19 protein-coding genes are annotated in these 23,324 nt (G+C 72.1%); 10 read left to right on the top strand and 9 right to left on the bottom strand.

Annotated elements, in window-relative coordinates:
* The first annotated feature begins 60 nt into the window (after positions 1-60).
* From BXA11_RS44675 to BXA11_RS20420, 3 genes are all read left to right on the top strand, one after another.
* Entirely contained in the window at positions 61-2,406 is a 2,346-nt protein-coding gene (locus tag BXA11_RS44675) for a serine/threonine-protein kinase (RefSeq protein WP_076436833.1), read from the top strand.
* Between the two features lie 11 nt (positions 2,407-2,417).
* Positions 2,418-4,355 (top strand): serine/threonine-protein kinase, encoded by a 1,938-nt coding sequence (locus tag BXA11_RS20415; RefSeq protein WP_030506129.1) that lies wholly within the window; start codon positions 2,418-2,420, stop codon positions 4,353-4,355.
* A gap of 72 nt (positions 4,356-4,427) precedes the next feature.
* Entirely contained in the window at positions 4,428-5,663 is a 1,236-nt protein-coding gene (locus tag BXA11_RS20420; protein ID WP_076436835.1) for a serine/threonine-protein kinase, read from the top strand.
* Between the two features lie 19 nt (positions 5,664-5,682).
* Here the strand turns inward: BXA11_RS20420 and BXA11_RS20425 are convergent, their stop codons facing one another.
* Positions 5,683-6,120, bottom strand: a complete 438-nt coding sequence (locus tag BXA11_RS20425; RefSeq protein ID WP_076436837.1) for a hypothetical protein — start codon at positions 6,118-6,120, stop codon at positions 5,683-5,685.
* 589 nt (positions 6,121-6,709) lie between these two features.
* On the opposite strand from BXA11_RS20425, the gene BXA11_RS20430 reads away from it, so the two are divergent.
* Entirely contained in the window at positions 6,710-7,489 is a 780-nt protein-coding gene (locus tag BXA11_RS20430) for an electron transfer flavoprotein subunit beta/FixA family protein (RefSeq protein WP_076436839.1), read from the top strand.
* Between the two features lie 10 nt (positions 7,490-7,499).
* Entirely contained in the window at positions 7,500-8,453 is a 954-nt protein-coding gene (locus BXA11_RS20435) for an electron transfer flavoprotein subunit alpha/FixB family protein (RefSeq protein ID WP_076436842.1), read from the top strand.
* Positions 8,454-8,542: 89 nt separating this feature from the next.
* Here BXA11_RS20435 and BXA11_RS20440 read toward each other — a convergent pair whose 3' ends face one another.
* From BXA11_RS20440 to BXA11_RS20450, 3 genes are all read right to left on the bottom strand, one after another.
* A complete protein-coding gene (locus tag BXA11_RS20440) occupies positions 8,543-9,565 on the bottom strand; it encodes a zinc-dependent alcohol dehydrogenase family protein (protein WP_076436844.1) in 1,023 nt (340 codons plus the stop codon).
* A 148-nt stretch (positions 9,566-9,713) separates the two neighbouring features.
* The gene (locus tag BXA11_RS20445) at positions 9,714-10,928 is read right to left on the bottom strand and encodes an MFS transporter (protein ID WP_076436846.1); all 1,215 of its coding nucleotides are present in this window, start codon (positions 10,926-10,928) and stop codon (positions 9,714-9,716) included.
* Between the two features lie 138 nt (positions 10,929-11,066).
* Positions 11,067-11,558: a TetR/AcrR family transcriptional regulator gene (locus tag BXA11_RS20450; RefSeq protein ID WP_076436848.1), complete on the bottom strand. Its 492-nt coding sequence runs from the start codon at positions 11,556-11,558 to the stop codon at positions 11,067-11,069.
* 102 nt (positions 11,559-11,660) lie between these two features.
* Between BXA11_RS20450 and BXA11_RS20455 the strand changes: the two genes are divergently transcribed.
* Positions 11,661-12,815 (top strand): cysteine desulfurase family protein, encoded by a 1,155-nt coding sequence (locus BXA11_RS20455; protein WP_030506121.1) that lies wholly within the window; start codon positions 11,661-11,663, stop codon positions 12,813-12,815.
* 61 nt (positions 12,816-12,876) lie between these two features.
* Here the strand turns inward: BXA11_RS20455 and BXA11_RS20460 are convergent, their stop codons facing one another.
* The 3 genes from BXA11_RS20460 to BXA11_RS20470 form a co-directional block, all read right to left on the bottom strand.
* Positions 12,877-13,443: a hemerythrin domain-containing protein gene (locus tag BXA11_RS20460; RefSeq protein ID WP_159454815.1), complete on the bottom strand. Its 567-nt coding sequence runs from the start codon at positions 13,441-13,443 to the stop codon at positions 12,877-12,879.
* Positions 13,440-14,360, bottom strand: coding sequence for a Rieske (2Fe-2S) protein (locus BXA11_RS20465; protein WP_076436850.1), 921 nt, complete (start codon positions 14,358-14,360; stop codon positions 13,440-13,442). Before BXA11_RS20465 ends, BXA11_RS20460 begins: the two co-directional genes overlap by 4 nt.
* Before the next feature lie 131 nt (positions 14,361-14,491).
* Entirely contained in the window at positions 14,492-15,532 is a 1,041-nt protein-coding gene (locus tag BXA11_RS20470; protein ID WP_076436852.1) for a DUF695 domain-containing protein, read from the bottom strand.
* A 76-nt stretch (positions 15,533-15,608) separates the two neighbouring features.
* Between BXA11_RS20470 and mnmA the strand changes: the two genes are divergently transcribed.
* Positions 15,609-16,694, top strand: coding sequence for a tRNA 2-thiouridine(34) synthase MnmA (gene mnmA / locus BXA11_RS20475; RefSeq protein ID WP_030506117.1), 1,086 nt, complete (start codon positions 15,609-15,611; stop codon positions 16,692-16,694).
* Between the two features lie 2 nt (positions 16,695-16,696).
* Here mnmA and BXA11_RS20480 read toward each other — a convergent pair whose 3' ends face one another.
* On the bottom strand, positions 16,697-17,326 hold the full coding sequence (locus BXA11_RS20480; RefSeq protein ID WP_076436854.1) for an MBL fold metallo-hydrolase: 630 nt from the start codon (positions 17,324-17,326) through the stop codon (positions 16,697-16,699).
* A gap of 19 nt (positions 17,327-17,345) precedes the next feature.
* On the opposite strand from BXA11_RS20480, the gene BXA11_RS20485 reads away from it, so the two are divergent.
* The 3 genes from BXA11_RS20485 (at position 17,346) to ligA (ending at position 21,689) form a co-directional block, all read left to right on the top strand.
* A complete protein-coding gene (locus BXA11_RS20485) occupies positions 17,346-18,350 on the top strand; it encodes a methionine synthase (protein ID WP_030506115.1) in 1,005 nt (334 codons plus the stop codon).
* 168 nt (positions 18,351-18,518) lie between these two features.
* Positions 18,519-19,034 (top strand): hypothetical protein, encoded by a 516-nt coding sequence (locus BXA11_RS20490; RefSeq protein ID WP_076436856.1) that lies wholly within the window; start codon positions 18,519-18,521, stop codon positions 19,032-19,034.
* A 462-nt stretch (positions 19,035-19,496) separates the two neighbouring features.
* Positions 19,497-21,689, top strand: coding sequence for an NAD-dependent DNA ligase LigA (gene ligA, locus BXA11_RS20495; RefSeq protein WP_076436987.1), 2,193 nt, complete (start codon positions 19,497-19,499; stop codon positions 21,687-21,689).
* Between the two features lie 92 nt (positions 21,690-21,781).
* Here the strand turns inward: ligA and BXA11_RS20500 are convergent, their stop codons facing one another.
* Positions 21,782-23,215, bottom strand: coding sequence for an ATP-binding protein (locus BXA11_RS20500; RefSeq protein ID WP_076436858.1), 1,434 nt, complete (start codon positions 23,213-23,215; stop codon positions 21,782-21,784).
* Between the last annotated feature and the right edge of the window lie 109 nt (positions 23,216-23,324).

The following is a 23,324-nucleotide window of genomic DNA, read 5'->3' on the forward strand; positions in this document are numbered from 1 at the left end:
GGAGATGTGGCGCGATGGTTCACTCATGGGCGTTCTTTTAGTCGGTATGGTGCTTAGGCAATGAATCAGGACGACCGACTGGGGCCGTACCGGCTGCTGAGGCGGCTCGGTGAGGGCGGCATGGGCGTGGTTCACCTCGCCCTCGACCCGCAGGGCAGACAGCTGGCCGTCAAGGTCCTGCGCTCGGAGGTGGCGGGCGACGACGTGGCGCGCAGGCGCCTGTCGCGCGAGGTCGAGACCATGCGGCGGGTGCGCGGGCCGAACATCGCGGAGGTCGTCGACGCCGACGTCACGGGGCGCAGGCCGTACATCGTCACCCGCTACGTGCCGGGACGGCCGCTCGACGAGATCGTCAAGAACGACGGCGCGCTGCCCCTCGACGCCCTGCTCAAGGTCGCCGTCGGGGTGGCCGAGGCGCTCGCCGCCGTGCACGCGGCCGGGGTCATCCATCGCGATCTGAAGCCGGGCAACGTGCTGATGCTGGACGGCCAGCCGGTGCTGATCGACTTCGGCATCGCCCAGGCGGTCGACGCCACCCGGCTCACCCAGACCGGCATGTTCATCGGCACGCCCGGCTACCTCGCCCCCGAGATCATCGAGGGGCACGAGGCCGGGCCGCAGGTGGACGTGCACGCCTGGGCGGGCACCGTGCTCTACGCCGCCACCGGCCAGCCGCCGTTCGGCAAGGGCACGCTGGAGATGATCTTCTTCAACATCACCTCCGGCCGGGCCAACGTCGAGGCCGCCCCCGCGCCGATCCAGCCGATGCTGCGCGCCGCGTTCAACCGCGACCCGGCCCGGCGGCCGACCGCTGCCGAGCTCGTACGGCAGCTCGCGCGGCTCCTGCCCCCGTCGCCGGGCACCAGGCTCCGCGTGCCCGACGAGATCACGACGGTGCCCAACGTCGACGACACCGGCGGTCAGCAGGCGCCCGGCCGGGCGGGCGGACCCGTCGCGGGCCCGCCGCCGACCGGGTCGCCGGTGCCGCCGATCACTCCGCCGGTCGCGCCCGTGGCGACGCCGCCGGTCACGCCGTCCCAGCCGGGCGGCCGGGCCGAGGAGTTCGTCTCGCTGCTGCGCGAGACGCCGGCGGCGGGCCAGGGCGGCGACCCCTTCCCGACCGTGCGCGTGACCGGAGAGGACCTGCGCCGGGCGGGCCTCGGGCCGGGCGGCCCGGCTGACGGCCCTGCGAACGGCCCTGCGAACGGCCCGGCGGACGGTCCGGTGGAGATCCAGAGCCCGGTGGAGGGCGACATCCCCACGCGGATGGCTCCGCCCCGCACCCCGCCGACCGGCGCGTCCGGTCTTTCCGGCCAGTCAGGTCCGTCTGGTCCCTCCGGTCCCTCCGGTCCTTCGGGCCGGCCCGGTCCGCCCGCGTTCCCTGGCGCGCCCGTGGCGGGCCCGGCTCCCACGACCGGTGGGCCGTCCGCACCGCCGCGTGGCCGGGCGGACGAGTGGCCCACGCCGATGCTGCGCCCCGAGGGCGACATCCCGACCCGGCGGGTGACCTCAGAGGAGGTGCGCCAAGCCGTCGGCGGCGACCCCGCGGGACCACGCGCGGCGTCCCCTGGATCCGCGTCCCCCGGATCCGCCCAGCACGGGTCCGCCCAGCACGGGTCCTACGAGCAGGGAGACGTGGCGGCGCGCGACCACGCGCTCTTCGGCCACGCCCCCGAGATCTACGAGCGGACTCCGCACGTCCACCAGCCGAACCCCACGCCGTTCATGCCGACGGTGCGGGTGCCGCCGCCGGCCCCGCCGCCCATGCCGTTTCCGTCCGGGGGGCTGTTCCAGCGCAACAAGGCGTACGGGGTGGCGAGCGCGCTGCTGCTCGTCGTGATGACGTCGCTCGCGGTCGTGGCGCCGCTGCTGGTGTGCCTGGTGGCCGTGCCGGCCGTGGTGCTGCTGCGGGCCGCCGACCTGGCGCAGCCGCACCTCAACTCCCGCCGTCCCGCGGGCGCCGCGGCGGCCGACGTGCTGCGGGTGCTGAGCCGTCCGGCGGAGCTCGTGAAGTCGATCGGCGTAACGATCGCGCTCGTGCCGTACGCGCTGATCCTGGGGCTGCCGGTGACGCTGCTGCTCACCATCCTCCTCGGTGACACGTCCGCGCTCCGGCTCGCGGCGCTGAGCTGGGGGGTCGCGACGGCGCTGTGGACGATCTGCGCGGGGCCCGGAGTGGTGGGCCCGGGCAGGCAGATGCGGCGGACGCTGGCCTCGCTGGCGCCCGGCGAGGGAGCGGCGAAGGCGCTCGCCTGGGGGATCGGCGCCTTGGCGGTGCTGACGGCGGGGATCGCGCTCTCCAGCCTCCTGGGTAAACAGACAGCAGGGCACTTCTGGGGCCCAATCGACGTTGTGTCAGTACTGGAACGACTGAAAGACCTGCGTAACCAGGCGGGGAACGGGTGACGGGGGACGAGATGTCGGCTACTGAGGCTCCAGAGAGGATCGGGCCCTACCGGCTGCTGAGGCAGCTCGGCGAGGGCGGCATGGGGGTGGTCCATCTCGGCCTGGACGCGGAGGGGCGCGAGGTCGCGGTCAAGGTCCTGCACCCGCACGTCGCCACCGACCTCAAGGCGCGCGACCGGCTCACTCGCGAGGTCGAGACCATGCGGCGGGTGCGCAGCAAGCGGGTCGCCGAGGTTCTCGACGCCGACCTGACCGGCGCCGCGCCCTACATCGTGACGCGGTACGCCCCCGGGCGGACCTTAGAGCAGACGGTGCTGGAGGACGGGCCGCTCACCGACGACGGCGTGATCCGGCTCGCGGTGGGCCTGTGCGAGGCCCTGGTCGCCATCCACGCGGCCGACGTCATCCACCGCGACCTCAAGCCGGCCAACGTGATGCTCGTGGACGGCGAGCCGCTCGTGATCGACTTCGGCATCGCCCACCTGGTCAACGCCACCCGGCTGACCCAGACGGGGATGTTCGTCGGCACGCCCGGCTACCTCGCCCCGGAGATCATCCGGGACACCGAGATCACGCAGGCCGCCGACGTGCACGCGCTGGCGGCCACGGTCTTCTTCGCGGCCACCAGTAAGGCGCCGTTCGGCTCGGGCACGTTCGAGTCGATCTGTTACAACATCCTCGAAGGCAAGGCGCAGGTGGACCTCGCCCCGGCCTGGATGCGGAACTGGCTTCGCCTCGCGCTGGCGTCCGAGGCCACCTCGCGCCCCACGGCCGCGTCGCTGCTCAGGCTCACCCGTTCGCTCGACCCCTCGGTCACCGTGCTCAGGGAGACCGCCCACGAGCCGCCGCGCGACGGCGGGACGCGGATCCTGGACGGCACGCGCGTGCTCGACGACTCGGCGCGCAGGACGGGCGGGCCGATGAACGGGGGCGGCACGGTGAACGGCCCCAACGGGAGCCGGACCAGCATGCTCCCGGCCGACGACGACAGCTACTCCGACCTGCTGCCACCCGTGAACTACGTGGAGCCGGAGCGGCCGCGCCGGGAGCCTCGGGATCCGCGGGCGCCCAGGCAGCGCCGCCCCGAGTCCGCGCCGCCTCCGGCGCATCCGCATGCTCCGCCGTACGGGCAGGCGGGCCCTCCGCCCTACCAGCCGCCTGTGTCCCACCCGCCGACGTATCAGCCGTACACCGACCAGCGGGTGGCGGGTTACCCGGAGCCCCAGATCGCGCCGCCGGCTCCCCCCGCGCCGCACCAGCCCGAGCCGAGGCGGGCCCCCTACCGGGCCCCGCATCCGGTGCTCGCGGCCCTGCTGCTGGCCACGCTCGTGGCGCTGGCCTGCCTGCTGCCGGTCGTGGTGAGCCTGTTCGCCGTCGTGGCGGCGCTGTGCCTGCGGGTGGGGCAGTACCTGCTCGGCGACCTCGCCGACCGCCGGGCCACACGGGGCAGCAGCGGGGCCGACCCGCTTCTCGCGGTGCTCGGGACGCCGTGGGCGCTGATCAAGGCCGGGCTGGCGACCGTGGTGCAGGTGCCGCTGGCCCTGATGTTCGCGATGTGCGTCTGGGGCGGGTTCCACTATCTCGGCGGGGTCAGGCCCGACCCCGCCGCGGCGTACGCCGCGGGCGCCTTCGTGGCCGGGCTGTTCCTCCTCCCCGGCGGCAAGGCCCCCCGCAAGGCGGTGTCCCGGACGCTGAGCGTGGTGATCCGGAGCCCCGGAGCGGGAATGATCGTGACGATCGCGGTCGGCACGGTCGCGCTGTTCGCGATCATGACGGCGCTGTCCGCGGACGCCTCGTGGGTCCCCTGGCGGCCGCCGTCGGTGGCGGTGGACCACATCGTCGCGGACCTCAAGCAGAAGGGTCAGGACACGGTCGTCAACCTGATCGGCGGCGTGATCGGGGACATCATGGACAGGATCGGCCTGGGCTTCCTGACCTTCTGGACCTGACCGCCCCGGTCCCACGGGGAACCGGGAGGCCCCAAGCGAAGCGGAGGCCCCGAGCGAAGCGGGAGACACAGTTTGGGAACGCCGGAACAGCTTGGTCCCTACCGTCTGGTCTCCGCCCTCGGCTCCGGGGGGTTCGGTGAGGTCCACCTCGCGCTGGACCCCGGCGGGCGCACGGTGGCGGTGAAGGTCCTGCATCCCCATGTCGCCTCCGACGGCTTCGCCATCACCCGCCTCGCCCGCGAGGTGGAGACCATGCGCCGGGTCCGCGGGGCCCATGTCGCCGAGGTGCTGGACGCCTCCCTGTCGGGGGAGCGGCCCTATATCGTCACGCGGTACGTCCAGGGCAGGCCGCTCAGCACGGTCGTGGCCAACGACGGGCCGGTCGCGGGGGCCGACCTGCTGCGGCTCGCCCTGGGGCTGGCGGAGGCGCTGGAGTCCGTCCACGCGGCCGGGGTCGTCCACCGCGACCTCAAGCCGGCCAACGTGATCGTCTCCGAGCGCGAGCCGTATGTGATCGACTTCGGCATCGCGTGCGCACTGGAGTCGGCCTCGGTCACCGCCTCGGGCGCGGTCGTCGGCACGCCCGGCTACCTGGCCCCGGAGGTGCTGGAAGGCCGGGAGGCCGGGCCGGAGGCCGACGTGTTCGCCTGGGGGGCGACGCTGGCCTTCGCCGCCTCGGGGCGGCAGCCGTACGGGACCGGGCCGGCCGCGGCGATCGCCTACCGGGTGGTCCACCGCGAGCCCGACCTGTCGGGCGTGCCGTCCTGGCTCGTCCCGATCGTGGAGCGGTGCCTGAGCGCCGATCCGGCGGACCGCCCGGCGACGGCCGAGCTGGCCGGGCTCCTCAAGGAGGCCGCGCCGGTGCTGGACGGGATCGAGCCGGCGCGGCCCGCGCTGTCGGAGGCGCCCACCCAGCAGTGGCGGCCCGGCGATCGGCGGCAGGGCCGGCCCTCGCGCGGGAGCCGCCGGGGAGAGGCCGACGACCTGCGCGCCGCGCACCGGGAGAAGCTGCACCGCCGCTGGGTGATCGGCTCCGCGGTGGTGGTCGGCTTGTTCGCCGCCGCGGCGCGCGCCAACCTGCCCGAGGTGTCGCTTCTGCTGCTGGTGCTCTACGGCATCGCGCTGCTCGTGGACGCGGGGTTCGGGCTGCTGGGGAAGTCGAGGCGGCGGCTCGTGGTGGATCTCGCGGGCGGCGTCGGGGCGGTCGCGGTGTGGGCGCTGCTGAGCACGCTGTTCAGCACGGTGACGCTCCTCATGGCCGTCGGCACCGTCCTGTTCCTGCTCGTCATGCTCGTGTTCGCGAGCTGATCTTCGCCAGGAAGGCGGTCTAGGAGAACCAGTCGGCGCCGAGCTCCCGGATGGTTTTGCCGCCCCGGGGCACCAGCAGCGCCTCGCTGAGCACCTGGTTGACGTGCTTGGGGTTGTTGACCATGCCGAACAGGAAGAACGAGCCGCCGTCCGCCGTGCGGAAGCCGAAGATCGACCCGTGCCCCTCGAACGCGACGTACGCCCCCTTGTACACGGCGGGGAACGCCTTGCGGCTGTAGCTGTCCTTGGCCAGGCGATAGCCGGAGGCGCCTTCCTTCTTCTCGTTGTTCCAGAAGTTCTGGTACTCCCGGGCCACGGCGCGCGCCACCTCGGTGTCCATGTCGGTGATGTAGCCGTCGGCGTCGAGCCGCGGCTTCGGCATCCGCTCGCCCCAGTGGACGGGGGCCGCGACGGCCAGTTTGAAGGGCTGCCCGGCGGAGCTGAGGAACGCGAGCACATGGGGGCGGGCATGACCCTTGGTGGCTCACCCACTCCCGCAGTGCCTGCCTCGCCTGAGAGAGCGTCAGCCCCGTCTCGGCGGCGGGGGGAGTGGGCGCGGCGGTCGGCGTCGTCCGTGGCGACGAGGCCGGGCTCGGCGCGTCGGCGCGGTGCGCCACCAGGTCGGTGACCGCGCCGCAGCCGGACAGGCTCACGACGAGAGCCACGATCAGCTCCGTCCCACGCACCCGGCAAGGACCCCCGAGATCGACCGTAGAAATACTTATCGGACACCCGAGTGCGGTGAGTCTCGGCCACGGGGGCCTCCGCGACGCCTCCGGAACATAGTTCGGTAGGGTGGCAGTGGCGTGGCCGGGTTCTGGGTAATTCCTCAACCGAAGGACGCGGCCGTAAAAACCTGGAGGTTTGCACCTAAGCTACCGATGGGTAACATACGCCTTGGGGGACCAGGGTCAGCTCGACACCCGGGCCACCTGCACAGGCACGCCTGCGAGCACCTGGCAGTCTTGCATCACGTGCGCGTCCCCGCGCCACGTACCGAGAACCGCGGCGTCAGCCGTACGGAAAGGGGAGGTCGGCCACCGGCCATGAACATCGTCGTCTGCGTGAAGCAGGTCCCCGACACGGCGACCGAGCGCAAGCTGAGGTCCGATGACAAGACGCTCGACCGCGACGCCGCCGACGGCGTCGTGAACGAGCTCGACGAGTACGCGGTCGAGGAGGCGCTGCGGCTCAAGGAGGCCCATGGAGGCGAGGTCACCGTCCTCAGCATGGGCCCCGCCAAGGCGACCGAGACCATCCGCAAGGCCCTGGCGATGGGCGCCGACAAGGCGGTGCACCTGCACGACGACGCGCTGCACGGGTCGGACGCCCTGGGCACCTCCTACGCCATCTCACAGACCCTGAAGAAGATCGGCTTCGACCTGGTGATCCTCGGCTCGGAGTCGACCGACGCCCGCACCGGCATGCTCGCCGCGATGCTGGCCGAGCGGCTCGGCGCCCCGCAGCTCACGCTCGCCGGCAGGGTAGAGATCGAGGGCACGGCCATCCGGGTCGAGCGGATCACCGACTACGGCTACGACAAGGTCGAGGCGTCGCTGCCCGCGGTCGTGTCGGTGGTCGAGAAGATCAACGAGCCGCGTTACCCGTCGTTCAAGGGCATCATGGCCGCCAAGAAGAAGCCGGTCGAGACGCTCGGGGTCGCCGACGCGGAGATCGCGGCCGACCAGGTGGGCCTGGCGAACGCCTGGAGTGAGGTCGTGGACTTCGCCGCCGCCCCGCCGCGTGCCGCGGGCACCGTGATCAAGGATGAGGGCGACGGCGGAGCCAAGGCCGCCGAGTTCCTCGCGTCGAAGAAGTTCATCTGAGGGGCTTGGGATGAGTGAGATTCTGGTTCTCGTCGAGCACGTCGACGGTGACGTCAAGAAGGTCACCCTCGAACTGCTGACCCTGGCCCGGTCGCTGGGCACGCCGGCCGCCGTCTGGGCCGGCCCCGGCTACTCCGACGCCGCGAAGGCCAGGCTCGCGGAGTACGGCGCGGAGAAGATCTACGTGGCGACCGCCGACGAGATCGGCGACTACGTGGTGGCCCCCAAGGCCGAGGTGCTGGCGCACCTGGTGGCCGAGCGATCCCCGGCCGCGGTCTTCGTCGCCGCGACCGGCGAGGGCAAGGAGATCGCCGGCCGCCTGGCGGTCAAGACGGACTCCGGTGTGATCTCGGATGCGGTGGGCGTCGGCGAGGGCTTCGTCGCCGAGCAGTCCATCTTCGGCGGCGGCGTCAACGTCCACAGCCGCGTGACCAAGGGCACGCCGATCATCACGGTCCGCCCGAACAGCACCGCCCCCGTCGCCGCGGCGGCGGCCGGTGCCGAGGAGAAGGTGGAGGTCGCGCTGTCGGACGCCGCCCGCGCGGCCAGGATCGTCGAGCGGGTCGTCCAGGAGAAGGGCGCCCGTCCGGAGCTGACCGAGGCCGCGATCGTGGTCTCCGGCGGCCGGGGCGTGGGCTCGGGCGAGAACTTCTCGATCATCGAGAAGCTCGCCGACGCCCTCGGCGCGGCCGTGGGCGCCTCGCGGGCCGCGACCGACGCCGGCTGGTATCCGCACCAGTTCCAGGTCGGGCAGACGGGCAAGACCGTCTCCCCGCAGCTCTACATCGCGGCCGGCATCTCCGGAGCCATCCAGCACCGGGCCGGCATGCAGACCTCCAAGACCATCGTCGTGATCAACAAGGACGCCGAGGCGCCCCTGTTCGAGATCGCCGACTTCGGTGTCGTGGGCGACCTGTTCCAGGTCGTCCCGCAGCTCACCGAGGAGGTCGAGAAGCGGAAGTGACGCGCCCGGCCCGTGCCGCGTGACCACGCGGCACGGGCCGGGAGGCGGGCGAACCGCTCGCCGGCCCCTGGCGGCCGCGTCGGCGGCTCTCAGGGGCGCAGCAGAACCTTGACGGCGCCGCGCTCGTCCATGGCCCGGTAGCCCTCGGCGGCCTCCTCCAGCGGCAGTTCGAGGTCGAAGACCTTGCCAGGGTTGATCGTGCGGTCCCAGATCAGCTCGATGAGGCCGGGCAGGAAGCGGCGCACCGGGGCCGGGCCGCCGTGCAGGTGCACGATGGAGTAGAACAGCTCTCTGCCGGGCAGCTCGACGTCGTGGGCGACCCCGACGTAGCCGACGTGCCCGCCGGGGCGGGCGGAGCGGATGGCCTGCATCATCGACTCCTGGGTGCCGACCGCTTCGATGACCGAGTGCGCGCCCAGACCGCCGGTCAGCTCCTTGATCCTGGCCACGCCCTCGTCGCCGCGTTCGGTGACGATGTCGGTGGCGCCGAACTCGACGGCGAGCTCCTGCCGGTCGGCGTGCCGGCTGAAGGCGACGATCCGCTCCGCGCCGAGCTGCTTGGCGGCCAGCACGCCGAGCAGGCCGACGGCGCCGTCGCCGACGACCGCGACGGTCTTGCCGGGTCCGGCCTCCGCTGCGACCGCGGCGAACCAGCCGGTGCCCAGCACGTCGGAGGCGGCCAGCAGATCCGGGATCAGGTCCGCCTCGGGCATGGCGGGGGTGGCGACCAGGGTGCCGTCGGCCAGCGGAACGCGGGCCCGCTGCGCCTGGGTGCCGATGGCGGCCATCGGCACGGCGTGCACGCAGCGGGACTGGTAGCCGGCCCGGCAGATCTCGCAGGTGTTGTCGGAGGCGAAGAACGAGCCGACCACGAACTGGCCGGGCTCGACCGACGTGACCTCGCCGCCGACCTCCTCGACGACGCCGACGTACTCGTGGCCCATCGGGACAGGACCGTCGTGCTCGTCCAGGCCGCGGTAGGGCCACAGGTCCGAGCCACAGACGCAGGTCGCGGACAGCCGGATGATCGCATCGGTCGGGGCCAGGATCTTCGGATCCTCGCGCTGCTCCACCCGGACGTCCCCGGGGGCGTACATCACTACGGCTCGCATCTCATGTGCTCCTTGCGGGTGTTCTCCCAGCGGCCTCGCGCCTTCCGGCGGCGCGGAAAAGGCTCCCTGGCATCCCCAGTGCCCCCAGGGCCGGCGGCACGGCCGCCATCCGGGTAAAACACCGGCCAGGTGCGGGAGGCCGCGGGCGTCAGGCCGCCGTGCGGAGGCGGGCCTCCTCGTCCACCGGCCGGACCGGCAGCGGGATGATCTCCGTACGCGACGTGGGCAGCAGGCGTGCGGCGATGACGATCACGACGCCGAGGACGACCGCCACGCCCATCGCGACCCGCAGCGAGGCCGCGGTGGACAGGAAGCCGATGACCACGGGACCGAGCAGCAGGCCCGCGTAGCCCATCGCGCTCGCCTGCGCGATCGCCGGACCGGGCTCGCGCATCGCGGTCCCCGCCAGGGACAGCGCCATCGGCGAGATCGTCGCCACCGACAGCCCGATGAAGAACAGCCCGGCCACGGCGGCCACGGTCACCGGCGCGGCGATGACCGCGAGGAACGCGAGCGCGGTGGCGCCGCCGGAGAACATGATCAGCCCGCGGGCGCCGTAGCGGCCGCGCAGCCGGTCGCCGGCCAGCCGGGCGAGCAGCATGCCCGCCTCGAACACCGGGTAGCCGAGCGCGGCGACCGCCTCGGAGGCGTGCAGCGTGCCGATCAGGTAAAGGCCGTTCCAGTCGGCGACGACGCCCTCCACCATGAACGCGGCGAAGGTGACCGCGCCGAGCAGGTAGACGACCCCGGGCAGCCTGCGCCGGGCACGGGCCGAGGCCCGGCCCGCCTCGTCCGCCTCAGGCGCCGGGTCGGGCAGGTGCATACGGCTGAGGGCCAGCGCCGCCGGCACGGAAACCAGGGCGACGACCAGGATGTGGGCGGTGAGGGACAGGCCCAGGGCGATCGCCGCCGTGCCGAGCAGGCCCGCCGAGATCGCGCCGACGCACCATCCCGCGTGCATGCCGCTCATGATCGGCCGGCCGTACGCGCGCTCGACGGCCGAGCCCTGGGCGTTCATGCCGACGTCGACGGCGCCGAAGGCCATGCCGAACAGCGCGGCGGCCAGAGCCAGCACGGGGAGGGACGGCGCGAACGCCACGAGGACCAGTGATGCCGCGCACAGGGGAGCGGCCGCGCGCAGGACGCCACGGCTGCCGATCCTGGCCAGGATGACGCGCATGAGCTGCATGGTGAGCAGCGCGCCGATCCCCCAGCTGAGCAGGGTGAGCCCGACCGACGACTCCGGCAGGTGGAGCCGGTCGGCCAGGGCGGGGAGGCGCACGGTGAAGGTTCCGCACATCAGGCCGGCCAGGACGAAGGTGAGGACTGCCCCGTGGCGGGCCTTCCTCAAAGCGCGGGTCATCACAGCTTCCTTTCCAGGTGAGTCAAGTGGGTTTCCGGGCCCGGATTTACGGGCAGACACCAGCAGGTCGCCCTTTCACGGCAGAGCCGGAAGGAAGGGCGACCACCAGGTGTAGGTCAGGGGTTCACAAGCAGCGCGCTACAACAGGGCGAGCAGCCTGGCGCGGATCGCGGTGTAGTCGATGATCCCCACACAGTGGGTGGCGACCTCCCAGAGGCCCTCACAGGCCAGCCGTACGACCTGAGAGGTAGGGGGGTCGGGCTCGTCGTCCAGGCCCTGCCGCATCCAGCGGTCCATCGCCCCGCGCAGCGGCGCGAGCAGCTCGGGGTCGCCGGCCGCACCCGTGACCACGGCCCATCGTCGCAGCCGGCCGGTCTCCACGGCCTCGAACGTCGCGGCGACGTACGCCCGGGTGTAGGTGCTCTCCGACTGCGCCTCGATCAGCGCGTCGAAGTCGGCGATCAGGCGCTCGATCATGCCGTTGACGAGCGCGTCCTTGCTCGCGAAGTGATAGAGGAGACCGCCCTTGCTGACACCGGCGCGCTCGGCCACCGCCGCCAGGGTCAGGGCCTGGGCGCCCTGATCCTGCAGCAGGCCCTCGGCCGCGTCCAGCAGTTCGTCTCTCCTCATGCCGTTTACTGTACCGTCTGGACGGTTAAGTTGCGACACATGCCCGTGTTCTCCGCCCGCCCGGATACGCTTGGTGGGCTGAATACGTGTCTGGGAGGGGTCATGGGAGCTGCTTATCTGGACCATGCCTCGACCACACCGATGCTGCCTGAGGCGATCGAGGCGATGACCGCCCAGCTCGGACAGGTCGGCAACCCCTCGTCCCTGCACGCGGCGGGCCGCCGGGCTCGCCGGGTCGTCGAGGAGTCGCGCGAGACGATCGCCTGCGCGCTCGGCGCCCGCCCCAGCGAGGTCGTGTTCACGGCCGGCGGCACCGAGGCCGACAACCTCGCGATCAAGGGCCTGTTCTGGGCGAGGAGGCGGCCCAGGATCCTGATCAGCTCGGTCGAGCACCACGCCGCTCTCGACCCCGCCCACTGGCTCGGCGACAACCACGGCGCCCGGGTCGAGCTGCTGGACGTGGACGAGCGGGGCCGGGTGCATCCGGAGACGCTGCGCGAGGCCATCGCCCGCGACCCCGACGACGTCGCGCTGGTGAGCGTCATGTGGGCCAACAACGAGGTGGGAACCGTGCAGCCGGTGCGCGTGCTGGCCGGCATCGCGCACGAATACGGCATCCCCTTCCACACCGACGCGGTGCAGGCGGTCGGCCAGCTCCCGGTGTCGTTCGCCGAGTCCGGCGTGGACGCCATGACCGTCTCCGGCCACAAGGTCGGCGGTCCCGTGGGCGTCGGGGCGCTGCTGCTGGCCCGGGGCGTCGACCCGGTGCCGGTCCTGCACGGCGGCGGGCAGGAGCGCGACATCCGCTCCGGCACCCTGGACGCGCCGGCCATCGCCGGGTTCGCGGCGGCGGTCGAGACGGCGGTCGCGCGACAGCCCGCCACGGCCGAGCGGCTGTCGGCGCTGCGCGACGACCTGATCGAGCGCGTACGGCTGGCCGTGCCCGACGTCGTGCTGAACGGCGACCCGGTGAACCGGCTGCCCGGCAACGCCCACTTCTCGTTCCCCGGATGCGAGGGGGACGCCCTGCTCATGCTCCTCGACGCCAAGGGTGTCGAGTGCTCCACGGGCTCGGCCTGCTCGGCCGGGGTCGCCCAGCCGTCCCACGTGCTGCTCGCCATGGGCCAGGACGGCGCGCGCGCCCGCGGCTCGCTGCGTTTCTCCCTCGGCCACACCTCGGTGGAGGAGGACGTCGACCGGGTCGCGGAGGTCATCGGGCACGTCGTCGAGCGCGCTCGGCGTGCCGGTCTGTCGTAACCCGCCCTGTTTGTCCCTCTGCCTGTTTGTCCCTCTGTTTGTCCCTCGGTGTGTTTACCCTCTAGGGCGCGGCCGATCGGGCCGTACGGCGCAGCAGCGCCCGCTGCAGGCGGAGGAGCGTCCGGAAGCGCCGCGACGAGCGCAGCCGCCTCAGGCGGGCCTGGAGCCGGTCGCCCAGGTCGAGGAGCAGCTCCTCGTCGGCGAAGCGCTCGATCTCGGGGAACATATGCTGCTCCTCGTCCAGGTGGGCGTGCGACCTCAGCACGTCCCGCAACACCCCCAGCTCCCGGTCGAACCGCTCCGTGTGCGGGCCGGCGCACGTCAGCGCCGCGAGCTGGTCGCTGAGCTGGCGGTGCTCCGACCAGGCCGCCGCGATGGCCGGAGTGATGTCCCGCACGGCGGGATAGAAGATCTCCTCTTCGATCCGCTCGTGCATCCACAGCTCGTCGAACAGCTCGTCGGCGAGCGCGCGCCGCCGTCCGGGCTCCGAGCGCGGCGTCTCCGTCAGCTTCCGCATGAGGTCGCGCAGCACCTCGTGGTGCTCCACGAGCACCCGCGTCGCCTTCTTCGGCTCCTGCCGGGCGGGCGCCTCCCGCACGTGGGTGAGCGCCGGTGGTCTTCTCCTCATGGCCGCACCTCCTGCTGGCGCACCAGCGCGCTCCCGGGAGGCGCGGTGGCCGCGACGGGCGCGCGGCGCACCTCGATCCATCCGTCGCGTACGCGGGTCTGGAAACACGGCACCGGTGCGGTGGCCGGGCCGTTCAGACTCTCCCCGCTGGACAGCTCGAACCGGGAGCCGTGCCAGGGGCAGGTGAGGGCGCCGTCCCGGAGCCAGCCGTCGGACAGCGGGCCGCGCAGGTGCGGGCAGGCGTTCTCCAGCGCGTGGATGCGGCCGTCCGCGCGGACCAGGACGACGTCCACGTCGCCCGCCCGGACGCGACGGGGGCGGTCGTCGGTCAGGTCGCGATCGGCCAGCACGGGGGTGAAGCCGAGTGGTTCGTGCTGCCTGCCGCTCTGGTCGACCCCGATCCGGTGGCGGAAGACGAGCGTGCCGCCCAGGAAGCCGCTTGCCATGATCACGGGATAGCCGAGCAGGGCGGCGAGCCGTCCCCGCAGGTGGTGTCCCCGGCCCCGCTGCAGCCACGACCAGCCGTACAGGCCGAGGGCGAGCGTGTTGAGCGTGCCGTGGACCATGCCGATGCGCCGGGCGTTGTCATGCGTGTGCTGCCAGTCGTGCAGGCCGGTCGCCGCCGCGGCCAGCGCGCCGGCGATGCCGACTCCCACGGCCGTGCGCGCCGCCCGCCTCTGCCCGGTGAGGTCCAGGACCAGCGCCGCCGTCCAGGAGCCGATCGGGAGGTCGGTGAGCACCGGGTGGAGAGGGTGCCCCAGCCAGACGCCGTGCAGGAGGCCGCGGGCGCGGCCCCGGGTGACCCCGAGGAGGTTCTCGGCGAAGGCGAGGCCCTTTTCGAGCCGATGACCGGGCCGGTCGAGGCGACCGTCGCCTTCGATCGCGTTCAGCAACCGGTCCAGTGTGCGCTGAGCCATGTCCGACCCCAATCCCATCGCCGGATCGGCCCCGCAGCCTGCGGGAATGGGCGGAACGGCGGGTGCTCGCCCGCGTGTTGCTCCTGCGACGTGCCCGTTTCGTATGTCGTGAAACGCGCCGAATATCCGGTTCAGGTCAGGAAGGGGGCCACCGCACTCCACGAGGGGTCCTCGGCCACCTCGACGCGGGCGCGCCCCTCCTGCCACCCGTCGGCGACCTCCTCGACCACGGGCGGCACGGCCGCCGCGGGGTCGGCGTAGACGTGCAGCACCCGGCTGCGGTCGGCGCTCAGGTGGGCCACCAGGACGGCCGGGCCGAGCGCGGCCAGCCGGTCGTTCAGCCGCTCCTCGAAGTCGCGCAGCGCGTCCAGGGAGCCCCCCGTGGGCAGCCCGTCGCCGTCGGCCTCCCGGTAGGGCAGCGTGACGGCGATGTGCTGGTCGAACAGCGGGAAGTCCACCGGCCTGAGGGGATAGCGTGCGGCGGCGGTCAGCCGGCCGCCGGTGGCGGTGTGGCCTTCGAGGAGCGCCCACTGCTCCTCCTTGAACTCCTCCGCCACCTCGGCGACGACCGAGGGCAGGTGGATCGCGGGGAGCGCGTCGATCGGCTCGAACTCGGCGGCCACGATCTCGCCGACCCAGCGGGCCACCTCGTCCTCGCCCAGCAGCCAGTCGAGCGCGAGGAAGGCCGCCTCCGTCCGCGTGTCGTCGTCGACGTCGGGGAAGATCGGATGGAAGGCGGTGACGTCCACGCGCGGCGAGCCGGGCGGCACGCGCAACGCCACCACCAGCCGGTCGAGCCCGAACTCCCGCCCTCCGACGTCGACCGCCAGATCCGCGGCCTGCGGGTTCGCCTGCCGCGACGGATAGAACTCCCACATCGCGTCCGCCGGCGGCGCGGCCAGGGCCCACCTGTGGGCGAACGTCCGCAGCTCCGGATCGTTCGACGCGCTGACGACCAGGGCGTTCACGGCCATGCGGCCGGGAGCGATCTCCCACACGAGGGACGGATGGAGGGCGGTGACGGCGGGGCCGATCATCTCGAGCAGGGCCTCGGGGTCCTCCGCCTCGACGTGCGCGTCGATCTGGGGACGCGCCTCGTCCCACCAGGTCCAGAATGCCGCGATGGCCTCGGCGGGGTCGGCGGACTCGCTCTTGCGCCCGAACAGTCGCATGACCCCGCATCCTCCCAGCACGCCCGCCCCGATGCCAACGCGGGCGCGGCCCGGCGGGCGGTAACCTCGAACTGTTATGGGTCCCACACGAAAGCTTCGCGTCCTCGCCGCCATGTCCGGCGGGGTCGACTCCGCGGTGGCCGCCGCCCGTATCGCCGAGGCGGGGCACGACGTGACCGGCGTCCATCTGGCGCTGTCGTCCAACCCGCAGTCCTACCGCACCGGCGCACGCGGGTGCTGCACGCTTGAGGACGCCCGCGACGCGCGCCGCGCGGCCGACGTCATCGGCATCCCCTTCTACGTGTGGGACATGGCGGAACGGTTCCATCGTGACGTGGTCGAGGACTTCGTCAGCGAGTACGCCGCGGGGCGCACCCCCAACCCCTGCCTGCGCTGCAACGAGAAGATCAAGTTCGAGGCGGTGCTCGACCGGGCGCTCGCGCTCGGCTTCGACGCCGTCGCCACCGGCCACCACGCGCGGCTGGAGGACGGCGTGCTGCGGCGCAGCGTCGACGACGCCAAGGACCAGTCGTACGTGCTGGGCGTGCTCACCCGCGAGCAGCTCGCGCACGCGATCTTCCCGCTGGGCGGCTCGACCAAGGCGCAGGTGCGCGAGGAGGCGGCGCGGCGCGGGCTGACCGTCGCCGACAAGCCCGACAGCCACGACATCTGCTTCATCGCCGACGGCGACACCCGGGCGTTCCTCGCCGATCGGCTCGGCGCGTCCGAGGGGCCGATCGTCGACGCGCTCACCGGCCAGGTCGTGGGCAGCCACCAGGGGGCGTACGGCTACACGGTCGGGCAGCGCAAGGGCCTGCACATCGACCGGCCGGCCTCCGACGGCAGGCCGCGCTACGTGCTGTCGATCGAGCCGGTGTCCAACACGGTCACGGTCGGTCCCCGCGCCTCCCTGGAGGTCCGCAGCATCGTGGGGGAGCGGCCGGTGTGGAACGGGCCGCGGCCCGAGCCGTACGAGCCGATCACCTGCACGGTCCAGCTGCGTGCCCACGGCGAGGTGTACGGCTGCCGCGCCCAGGTGTCCGGCGGCGAGCTGCACATCGAGCTCGACCGCCCGGCGACCGGCGTCGCGGCGGGCCAGGGCGCCGTCCTGTACGACGGCGACGTCGTCATCGGCTCCGCCACGATCGCCTCGGCCGTCTGAGGTCAGACCTCGACCGACTCGCCGACGGGGATCCGGCGGAAGTCGGCCTTCTGCTTCCCGGCCTCCATGCCGAGCCAGTTGTCGATCAGCGTCGCGCCGATGTCGTTGACCAGCCCGTCGTGGGTCGAGTACGCCCGCGCGGGCCGGACGTAGCGCAGGTACATGATCATCTCCGCGCCCTTGAGCCACGGCGCGTTGGTCGGCACCAGCAGCGTGGGCACGTCGCGCCCGGGCGGAGTGAGGGCGTCACCGGGGTAGAACACCTCGTCGTCCACGAAGAAGCCGACGTTCTGCACCGGCGGGACGTCGGGCAGGTTGAGCGCGTGCCACTCGCCGACCGCCCGCACGTCGAAACCGGCGGTGCCGAAGGCGTCCCCGTGGTTGACGACCTGCACCCTCGCCGGGATCTCGCCGAGCTGGTTCGCGACGGCCTGGCAGGTGTAGACCTCCAGGTCCGGGCTCGCGTTCTTGAGCAGATTCGCGTCCACGTGGTCGAAGTGCTCGTGGGTGATGAGCACGGCGTCCGCGCCGTCGAGGAGGCCCTCGCCGCTGAACGCGCCGGGGTCGATGACGAGCGTCCGCCCGTCCTTCTCCAGACGCCAGCACGCGTGACCGAGTTTGGTGAGTTTCATAGTCCATAAGCTAGTCACCGTGAGCGACTATCCGTGGAGCGAGGCCACAGCCACCGGCGTGGGGTCCTACCCGGGCGAGGACCATCTGGAGGCGGTCAGGACTGCCTTCGGCGAACTGCCCATGCCCTACCTGCCCGAGCTGCCCGCCCGGGGGGTGGGCGCCGACATGATCGGCCGTACGGCGTCGCTGCTGGTCGAGCTGCCCGTGGAGGTGCAGCCGTCCGGCTGGCGGCTCGCCGACCGGCCGGGACGGGACTTCAAGCGGGCCAGAGACCATCTCACCCGCGACCTCGACGGCCTGGAGGAGGTCTCCCAGGACTACGCGGGACCGCTCAAGATCCAGGCATGCGGGCCGTGGACGCTCGCCGGGGCCATCGAGCTCCGGCACGGCGACAAGGTGCTCTCCGACGCGGGAGCCGTACGCGACCTGACCGAGTCGCTGGCCGAGGGGCTCGCGCAGCACGTGGCGGAGGTCCGGCGCCGGGTGCCCGGAGCCGACCTCGTCGTCCAGATCGACGAGCCGGGCCTGCCCGGGGTGCTGGCGGGCACGGTGCCGACCGCGTCCGGCTTCGGGCGGCTGCCCGCCGTCGAGTCCCCGATCGCGGCCGAGCGGCTGAAGACCGTGCTGTCCGCGATCGAGCCCGCCTTCCCGGTCGTCCACTGCTGCGCGCCGGGCGTGCCGTACGAGGTGATCCGCACGGCGGGCGCGCGGGGCGCGTCGGTGGACGCGGCGCTGCTGCGCCGCCGCGACGAGGACGAGCTGGGCGAGACGATCGAGAAGGGGCTCGCGCTGTTCCTCGGCGTCGTGCCGGGCACCGACACCCGGCTGCCGGACGTCGGCGTGGTGGCCAAACCGGCGGTCGAGCTGTGGCGGCGCCTCGGCTTCCCGCCCGCCCGGCTCGCCGAGCAGGTCGTGCTCACCCCCGCCTGCGGCCTGGCCGGGGCCTCGCCCAGGTACGCCAGGGCGGCGCTGGCCCGGTGCCGTGAGGCGGCCAGGGTGCTGCGCGAGGACCCCGGCGAGTGAGGCCGTCCGGAGCGAGGCCGTCCGGAGTGAGGCTGTTCTGAGCAAGGCTGCCGGGACGGGGCTGCCGCCGGTGATCCAAGCGGCCTCCCAGCTCATCCTCAAGTGATTCACAAGCCTTGCCGCCTATCTCTTGACGTGCTGGAAGTTCAGACGTTCAGGAGAAAGACCATGCGAAGCGCCGCGCGCGTTCTGCTCCCTCTCGCCGCCGCCGGGCTGTCCGCCGCTCTGGCGGCGGGTCTCGCCGCGGCTCCCGCGGCGGCCTCGGTCTCGTCCGCGTCGCCGGTGGCCTCGGTGGCCTCGGTGGTCTCTGTGGCCTCGGTGGTCTCGCCTGCGTCGGTCGCGTCGGCCGCGGAGACGTGGAAGTGGGGGCCGACGGTGTCCTCCGACACCAAGGGCTGGGCGAACGGGTACGTCCGGTCGGGGTCGTCGGGGCTGCGCATCGTCGGCGACCTCTATGACGCGGGCGGAGCCAGGACCTGCTCGTGGGTGAAGATCAAGTGGCTGACCGACCGCGGGAAGTACCGCACGGCCGCCTACCGCAACTGCTCCCAGTCCACCCCGCGGACGTTCGCCGTGAACGCCGGGTACATGTTGCTGGCCAAGGCCATGGTCTGCCGGGGTGGCACGACCCGGATCACCGGCAAGTGCTCTCGCTGGGAACGGGTCTGGACCCAGGGAGGATGACCCTCGGGCCGGTCCCTCCCCATCCACGGCGACCGGCCCGAGATACACCCGGACAAAAAGGAATGAAAGTGGGCCGCAAGCGGTCTACCGTAATTCTCGATCGCTCCTGAACGAGGGGCCGCGGGGTCTGGAGCGGCCCTCTCGCCGAGCGGTCCGGCGGGAGTCGCCCACGTCCTCGGCGCGGCTCCCGCCCCTGTCCTTCGCGAACTGTCGGTCGCCGGAGATACGGTTGCCCTGGGTGTCTGACGAGGGGAGACGGGCGACGTGACCGACAGGGCTGACGAGGCCGGCGGGCTCGACGGTGCCGTGCCCGGGGACGCGGCGAACGGGCACGCGGAGGCCGTGAGCGAGGTCGAAAGCGTGACGGGCGCCGCAGGGACCGACGGGAGCGCCGCCACCGGAGAAGCCACCGCCGAGGAGGCACAGAGCGCCGGCGGAGGAGTGCAGAGCGCCGGCGGAGGAGTGCAGAGCGCCGGCGGAGGAGTGCAGGGCGCGCCGGCCGAGGCGCGGGAGCGGCACGCCGAGCTCACGGAGCTGCTCGAGGACGCCAACTGGCGCTACTACGTGCTCGACTCGCCCACAGTGAGCGACGCCGAATACGACGGCTGGATGCGGGAGATCCTCGCGCTGGAGGAGGCGCATCCCGACCTGCGCACACCGGACTCGCCCACGCAGAAGGTGGGAGCGCCGATCTCCACGGAGTTCGCCCCAGTCACCCATCTCCAGCGCTTGGAAAGCCTCGACAACGCCTTCAACGACGCCGACCTCGCCGGTTGGCAGACCCGGGCCGAGCGGCTGATCGAGGCCGATCCCGGGCCCTACCTGTGCGAGCTGAAGATCGACGGCCTGGCCGTGGCACTCGTGTACGAGAAGGGCCGCCTCGTCCGGGGCGCGACCCGGGGCGACGGGCGCACCGGAGACGACATCACCCCCAACATCCGCACGCTCGACGACGTGCCGCATCGGCTCGACGGGGACGACGTGCCCGATCTGCTCGAGGTGCGCGGAGAGGTCTTCCTGCCGGTCGAGGGCTTCAAGAAGCTCAACGAGCAGCTCATGGACGCGGGCAAGCCGCCGTTCGCGAATCCGCGCAACTCGGCCGCGGGCTCGCTGCGGCAGAAGGACCCGCGCGTCACCGCGCAGCGGCCGCTGCGGATGATCGTCCACGGTGTCGGCAAATGGGAGGGCGGCGGTCCGCTGCCCGCCACCCAGTCGGCCGTCTACGAGCGGCTGCGTGAGTTCGGACTCCCGGTCAGCGACCGCTACAAGGTGGTCAAGGGCCTCGACAAGATCCGCGAATTCGTCTCCTACTACAACGACCACCGCCACGACCCGGAGTACGAGATCGACGGTGTGGTGGTCAAGGTCGACCGCATCCCGGTGCAGCGGCAGCTCGGCTCGACCAGCCGGGCCCCACGCTGGGCGATCGCGTTCAAGTACCCGCCGGAGGAGGTCACGACCAAGCTCCTCGACATCCAGGTCGGCGTGGGCAGGACGGGCCGGGTCACGCCGTTCGGCGTGATGAAGCCGGTGGTGGTAGCCGGGTCGACCGTGGAGCGCGCGACGCTGCACAACGCCTCCGAGGTGGCGCGCAAGGGCGTGCTCATCGGCGACACCGTGGTGCTGCGCAAGGCGGGCGACGTCATCCCCGAGATCGTCGGTCCGGTGGTGGACCTGCGGCAGGGCGGCGAGCGGGAGTTCGTCATGCCCACGCACTGCCCGGAATGCGGCACCGAACTGGCCTACGAGCGGGAGGGCGACGCCGACCTGCGCTGCCCGAACGCCCGCTCCTGCCCCGCGCAACTGCGTGAGCGCATCTTCTTCGCGGCCGGGCGCAACGCGTTCGACATCGACGGGCTGGGCTACGTCGCGGCGACCGCACTGACCCAGCCACTGCCGCCGCAGGAGCCGCCGCTTCGCACGGAGGCCGACCTGTTCGACCTGACCATCGAGAAGCTGCTGCCGATCAGGTCGGTGGTCCGCGATCCCGAGACCGGCCTGCCGAAGACCGATCCGGAGACCGGCGAACCGAAGGTCGTCTCGTTCTTCGCCAACCTCTCGGGTGAGCCGAGCAAGAACGCCGAGCTGATCCTGCAGCAGTTGAAGGAGAAGAAGGACCAGCCGCTGTGGCGGGTGCTCGTGGCGCTGACGATCCGGCACATCGGGCCGCCCACGGCCCGCGCGCTGGCCGCGGAGTTCCGCTCGATCGACGCCATCGCCAAGGCGTCCGAGGAGGAACTGGCGGCGGTGGAGGGCATCGGCCCCCGGGTCGCCGCGACGATCAAAGAGTGGTTCGCGGTCGACTGGCACCAGGAGATCATCGACAAGTGGCGGGCCGCCGGGGTCCGGATGGCCGACGAGTCGCCCGCCGACGAGGGGCCGCGTCCGCTGGAAGGGCTCACCTTCGTCGTCACCGGGACGCTGACCGACTTCAGCCGCGACGAGGCCGGCGAGGCCATCGGCGCCAGGGGCGGCAAGGTCACCTCGTCGGTGTCGAAGAAGACGAGTTTCCTGGTGGTGGGAGACAACCCGGGTTCGAAGTACGACAAGGCGGTCAAGGCCGGCGTCCCGATTCTCAACGAGGAAGGCTTCCACGTCCTCCTCGACGAGGGCCCCGACGCGGCCCGCGCCGTCGCCGTCACCCCCGAGGAGTGACCCCGGCCGCTCAACCGGCCGGTTCACCCTCACGGCCGACGTAATCGCGGCGTCTCCGGTCCCGTCGGAGCCGGAAAATACGCCGGCGCCAGTCAGTGCCAGGCGGCCAGCAGATCTTCGGGACCCCAGTGCGCGGCGAGCGGCAGGCCGTCGTCGACACCGGAGCGGGAAACGGCCACCAGCGGGGTCCCGGTTTCTGCGCCCGGAACGGCGAGCATGTCGCGCACCAGGCTTTCGTACTCATGGCGGCCGAACGACCCGTTCTCCAGCCACTTAATCGAGCCGAGGAACTGGACGTGCCGCGCGACCGGCTCGCGGTCGGCCCCGACGAGATCGATCTCGGGGTTGTTCTGCCGGTTCCACCATCCGCCGATGGCGCCGGTCTCGGGCCATCGGTCGTCAGGAAGAAGCCGCGACAGTGCCTGACGAACGACAGGCTCGACGGCGCGGCCACGCCAGGAGGTCCAGGAGCGTTCGATGGTGGCCAGGACACGTTCGCCCCGGCCACGCTCGACCAGGGGGATACCGCGGTCGAGGAAGGCGAGCCAGAAGCGCAGATACGGATCGGCGATGCGATAGCGCTTGTTCTTCGTGTCCGGCTTGGTGGACAGCGGGGTGTCGACGGCCAGCACCCGCTTGCCGATAAGGGTGGACAGCAGAGGGGAAAGAGTGCCGGAGGCCAGGGGGGAGGCGCCACCCGCCTCGGTGGCGATGGCGGAAAACGTGCGCTTCCCGCTACCCGCCGCGGACAGGATCGCACGTGAGTGGGAGGTCTCGGGGAACTCCCCGAGCAATGACAGCTCACCGGCCATCAGCAGCGCGGACAGCGGATTACTCAACGACTCCCGCAGGTAGTCGACGCGGTTCATTCCTGGCTGCCATGCCTGGACCACCTCGGGGAAACCCCCGGTGATCAGAAAGGCGTCGATGGCGTCGGCGGCGTCCAGTCCGGTCATGACGGCCACATCCGCGGGGTGGAGCGGCTGGACGGTCATCTTCGCGGCGCGACCGAAGAAGGGGCGGCCATAGGACTGCAACGCCTCCATCACCGACAGATCACTGCCGACCAGGATGAGCAGCACCGGCTTGGCGGACAGATGCCGATCCCAGACCGTCTGCAACGCCCCTTCGAACTCGCGGTCCTGTTCCACCAGCCACGGCACCTCGTCGATGACCGCGATGCTCGGCGTCTGGTCGGGCACGGCCACCGCCAGAGCACGGAGTGCCTGGTTCCAGTCTCCGGCCTGCACCCCGGCGATCAATTCGGCACCCGGCAGCGCGGACTGCGCGAGCATGCCGACGAAGTCGGCACGCTCGGCCACCTGGTTACGGCCTCTGGTGGCCTGGAAGACCACATACGGCACGCCGGCGCGGTCGCAGAACTCCTGAACCAGTCGCGATTTCCCCACCCGGCGTCGACCGGTCATGATCACAGCGCTCCCGCGAGTGCCGACCGATCCCTCCGTGACGTGCCGCAACTGTCGATCAATTAGCTCAAGATCGGCGGCTCTCCCCTTGAATTCCATTGATCACTTCGATCATACGTAGAACCAATCTTACGTAGATTCGATCTTACTTTGTTGGCAGCCGGGAGGCGACCGGCGGATGGCGTCCGAAAGTGGTGGTGGGCCGCCT

The organism is Microbispora rosea (assembly GCF_900156315.1).
GTDB lineage: Bacteria > Actinomycetota > Actinomycetes > Streptosporangiales > Streptosporangiaceae > Microbispora > Microbispora rosea.

Bases quoted from the DNA above. Each gene is read 5' to 3' on its own strand.
- BXA11_RS44675 (WP_076436833.1), top strand. From the start codon at position 61: ATGAATCAGGACGACCGACTGGGGCCGTACCGGCTGCTGAGGCGGCTC.
- BXA11_RS20415 (WP_030506129.1), top strand. From the start codon at position 2,418: ATGTCGGCTACTGAGGCTCCAGAGAGGATCGGGCCCTACCGGCTGCTG.
- BXA11_RS20430 (WP_076436839.1), top strand. From the start codon at position 6,710: ATGAACATCGTCGTCTGCGTGAAGCAGGTCCCCGACACGGCGACCGAG.
- BXA11_RS20435 (WP_076436842.1), top strand. From the start codon at position 7,500: ATGAGTGAGATTCTGGTTCTCGTCGAGCACGTCGACGGTGACGTCAAG.
- BXA11_RS20440 (WP_076436844.1), bottom strand. From the start codon at position 9,565: ATGCGAGCCGTAGTGATGTACGCCCCCGGGGACGTCCGGGTGGAGCAG.
- BXA11_RS20445 (WP_076436846.1), bottom strand. From the start codon at position 10,928: ATGACCCGCGCTTTGAGGAAGGCCCGCCACGGGGCAGTCCTCACCTTC.
- BXA11_RS20450 (WP_076436848.1), bottom strand. From the start codon at position 11,558: ATGAGGAGAGACGAACTGCTGGACGCGGCCGAGGGCCTGCTGCAGGAT.
- BXA11_RS20455 (WP_030506121.1), top strand. From the start codon at position 11,661: ATGGGAGCTGCTTATCTGGACCATGCCTCGACCACACCGATGCTGCCT.
- BXA11_RS20460 (WP_159454815.1), bottom strand. From the start codon at position 13,443: ATGAGGAGAAGACCACCGGCGCTCACCCACGTGCGGGAGGCGCCCGCC.
- BXA11_RS20465 (WP_076436850.1), bottom strand. From the start codon at position 14,360: ATGGCTCAGCGCACACTGGACCGGTTGCTGAACGCGATCGAAGGCGAC.
- BXA11_RS20470 (WP_076436852.1), bottom strand. From the start codon at position 15,532: ATGCGACTGTTCGGGCGCAAGAGCGAGTCCGCCGACCCCGCCGAGGCC.
- mnmA (WP_030506117.1), top strand. From the start codon at position 15,609: ATGGGTCCCACACGAAAGCTTCGCGTCCTCGCCGCCATGTCCGGCGGG.
- BXA11_RS20480 (WP_076436854.1), bottom strand. From the start codon at position 17,326: ATGAAACTCACCAAACTCGGTCACGCGTGCTGGCGTCTGGAGAAGGAC.
- BXA11_RS20490 (WP_076436856.1), top strand. From the start codon at position 18,519: ATGCGAAGCGCCGCGCGCGTTCTGCTCCCTCTCGCCGCCGCCGGGCTG.
- BXA11_RS20500 (WP_076436858.1), bottom strand. From the start codon at position 23,215: ATGGAATTCAAGGGGAGAGCCGCCGATCTTGAGCTAATTGATCGACAG.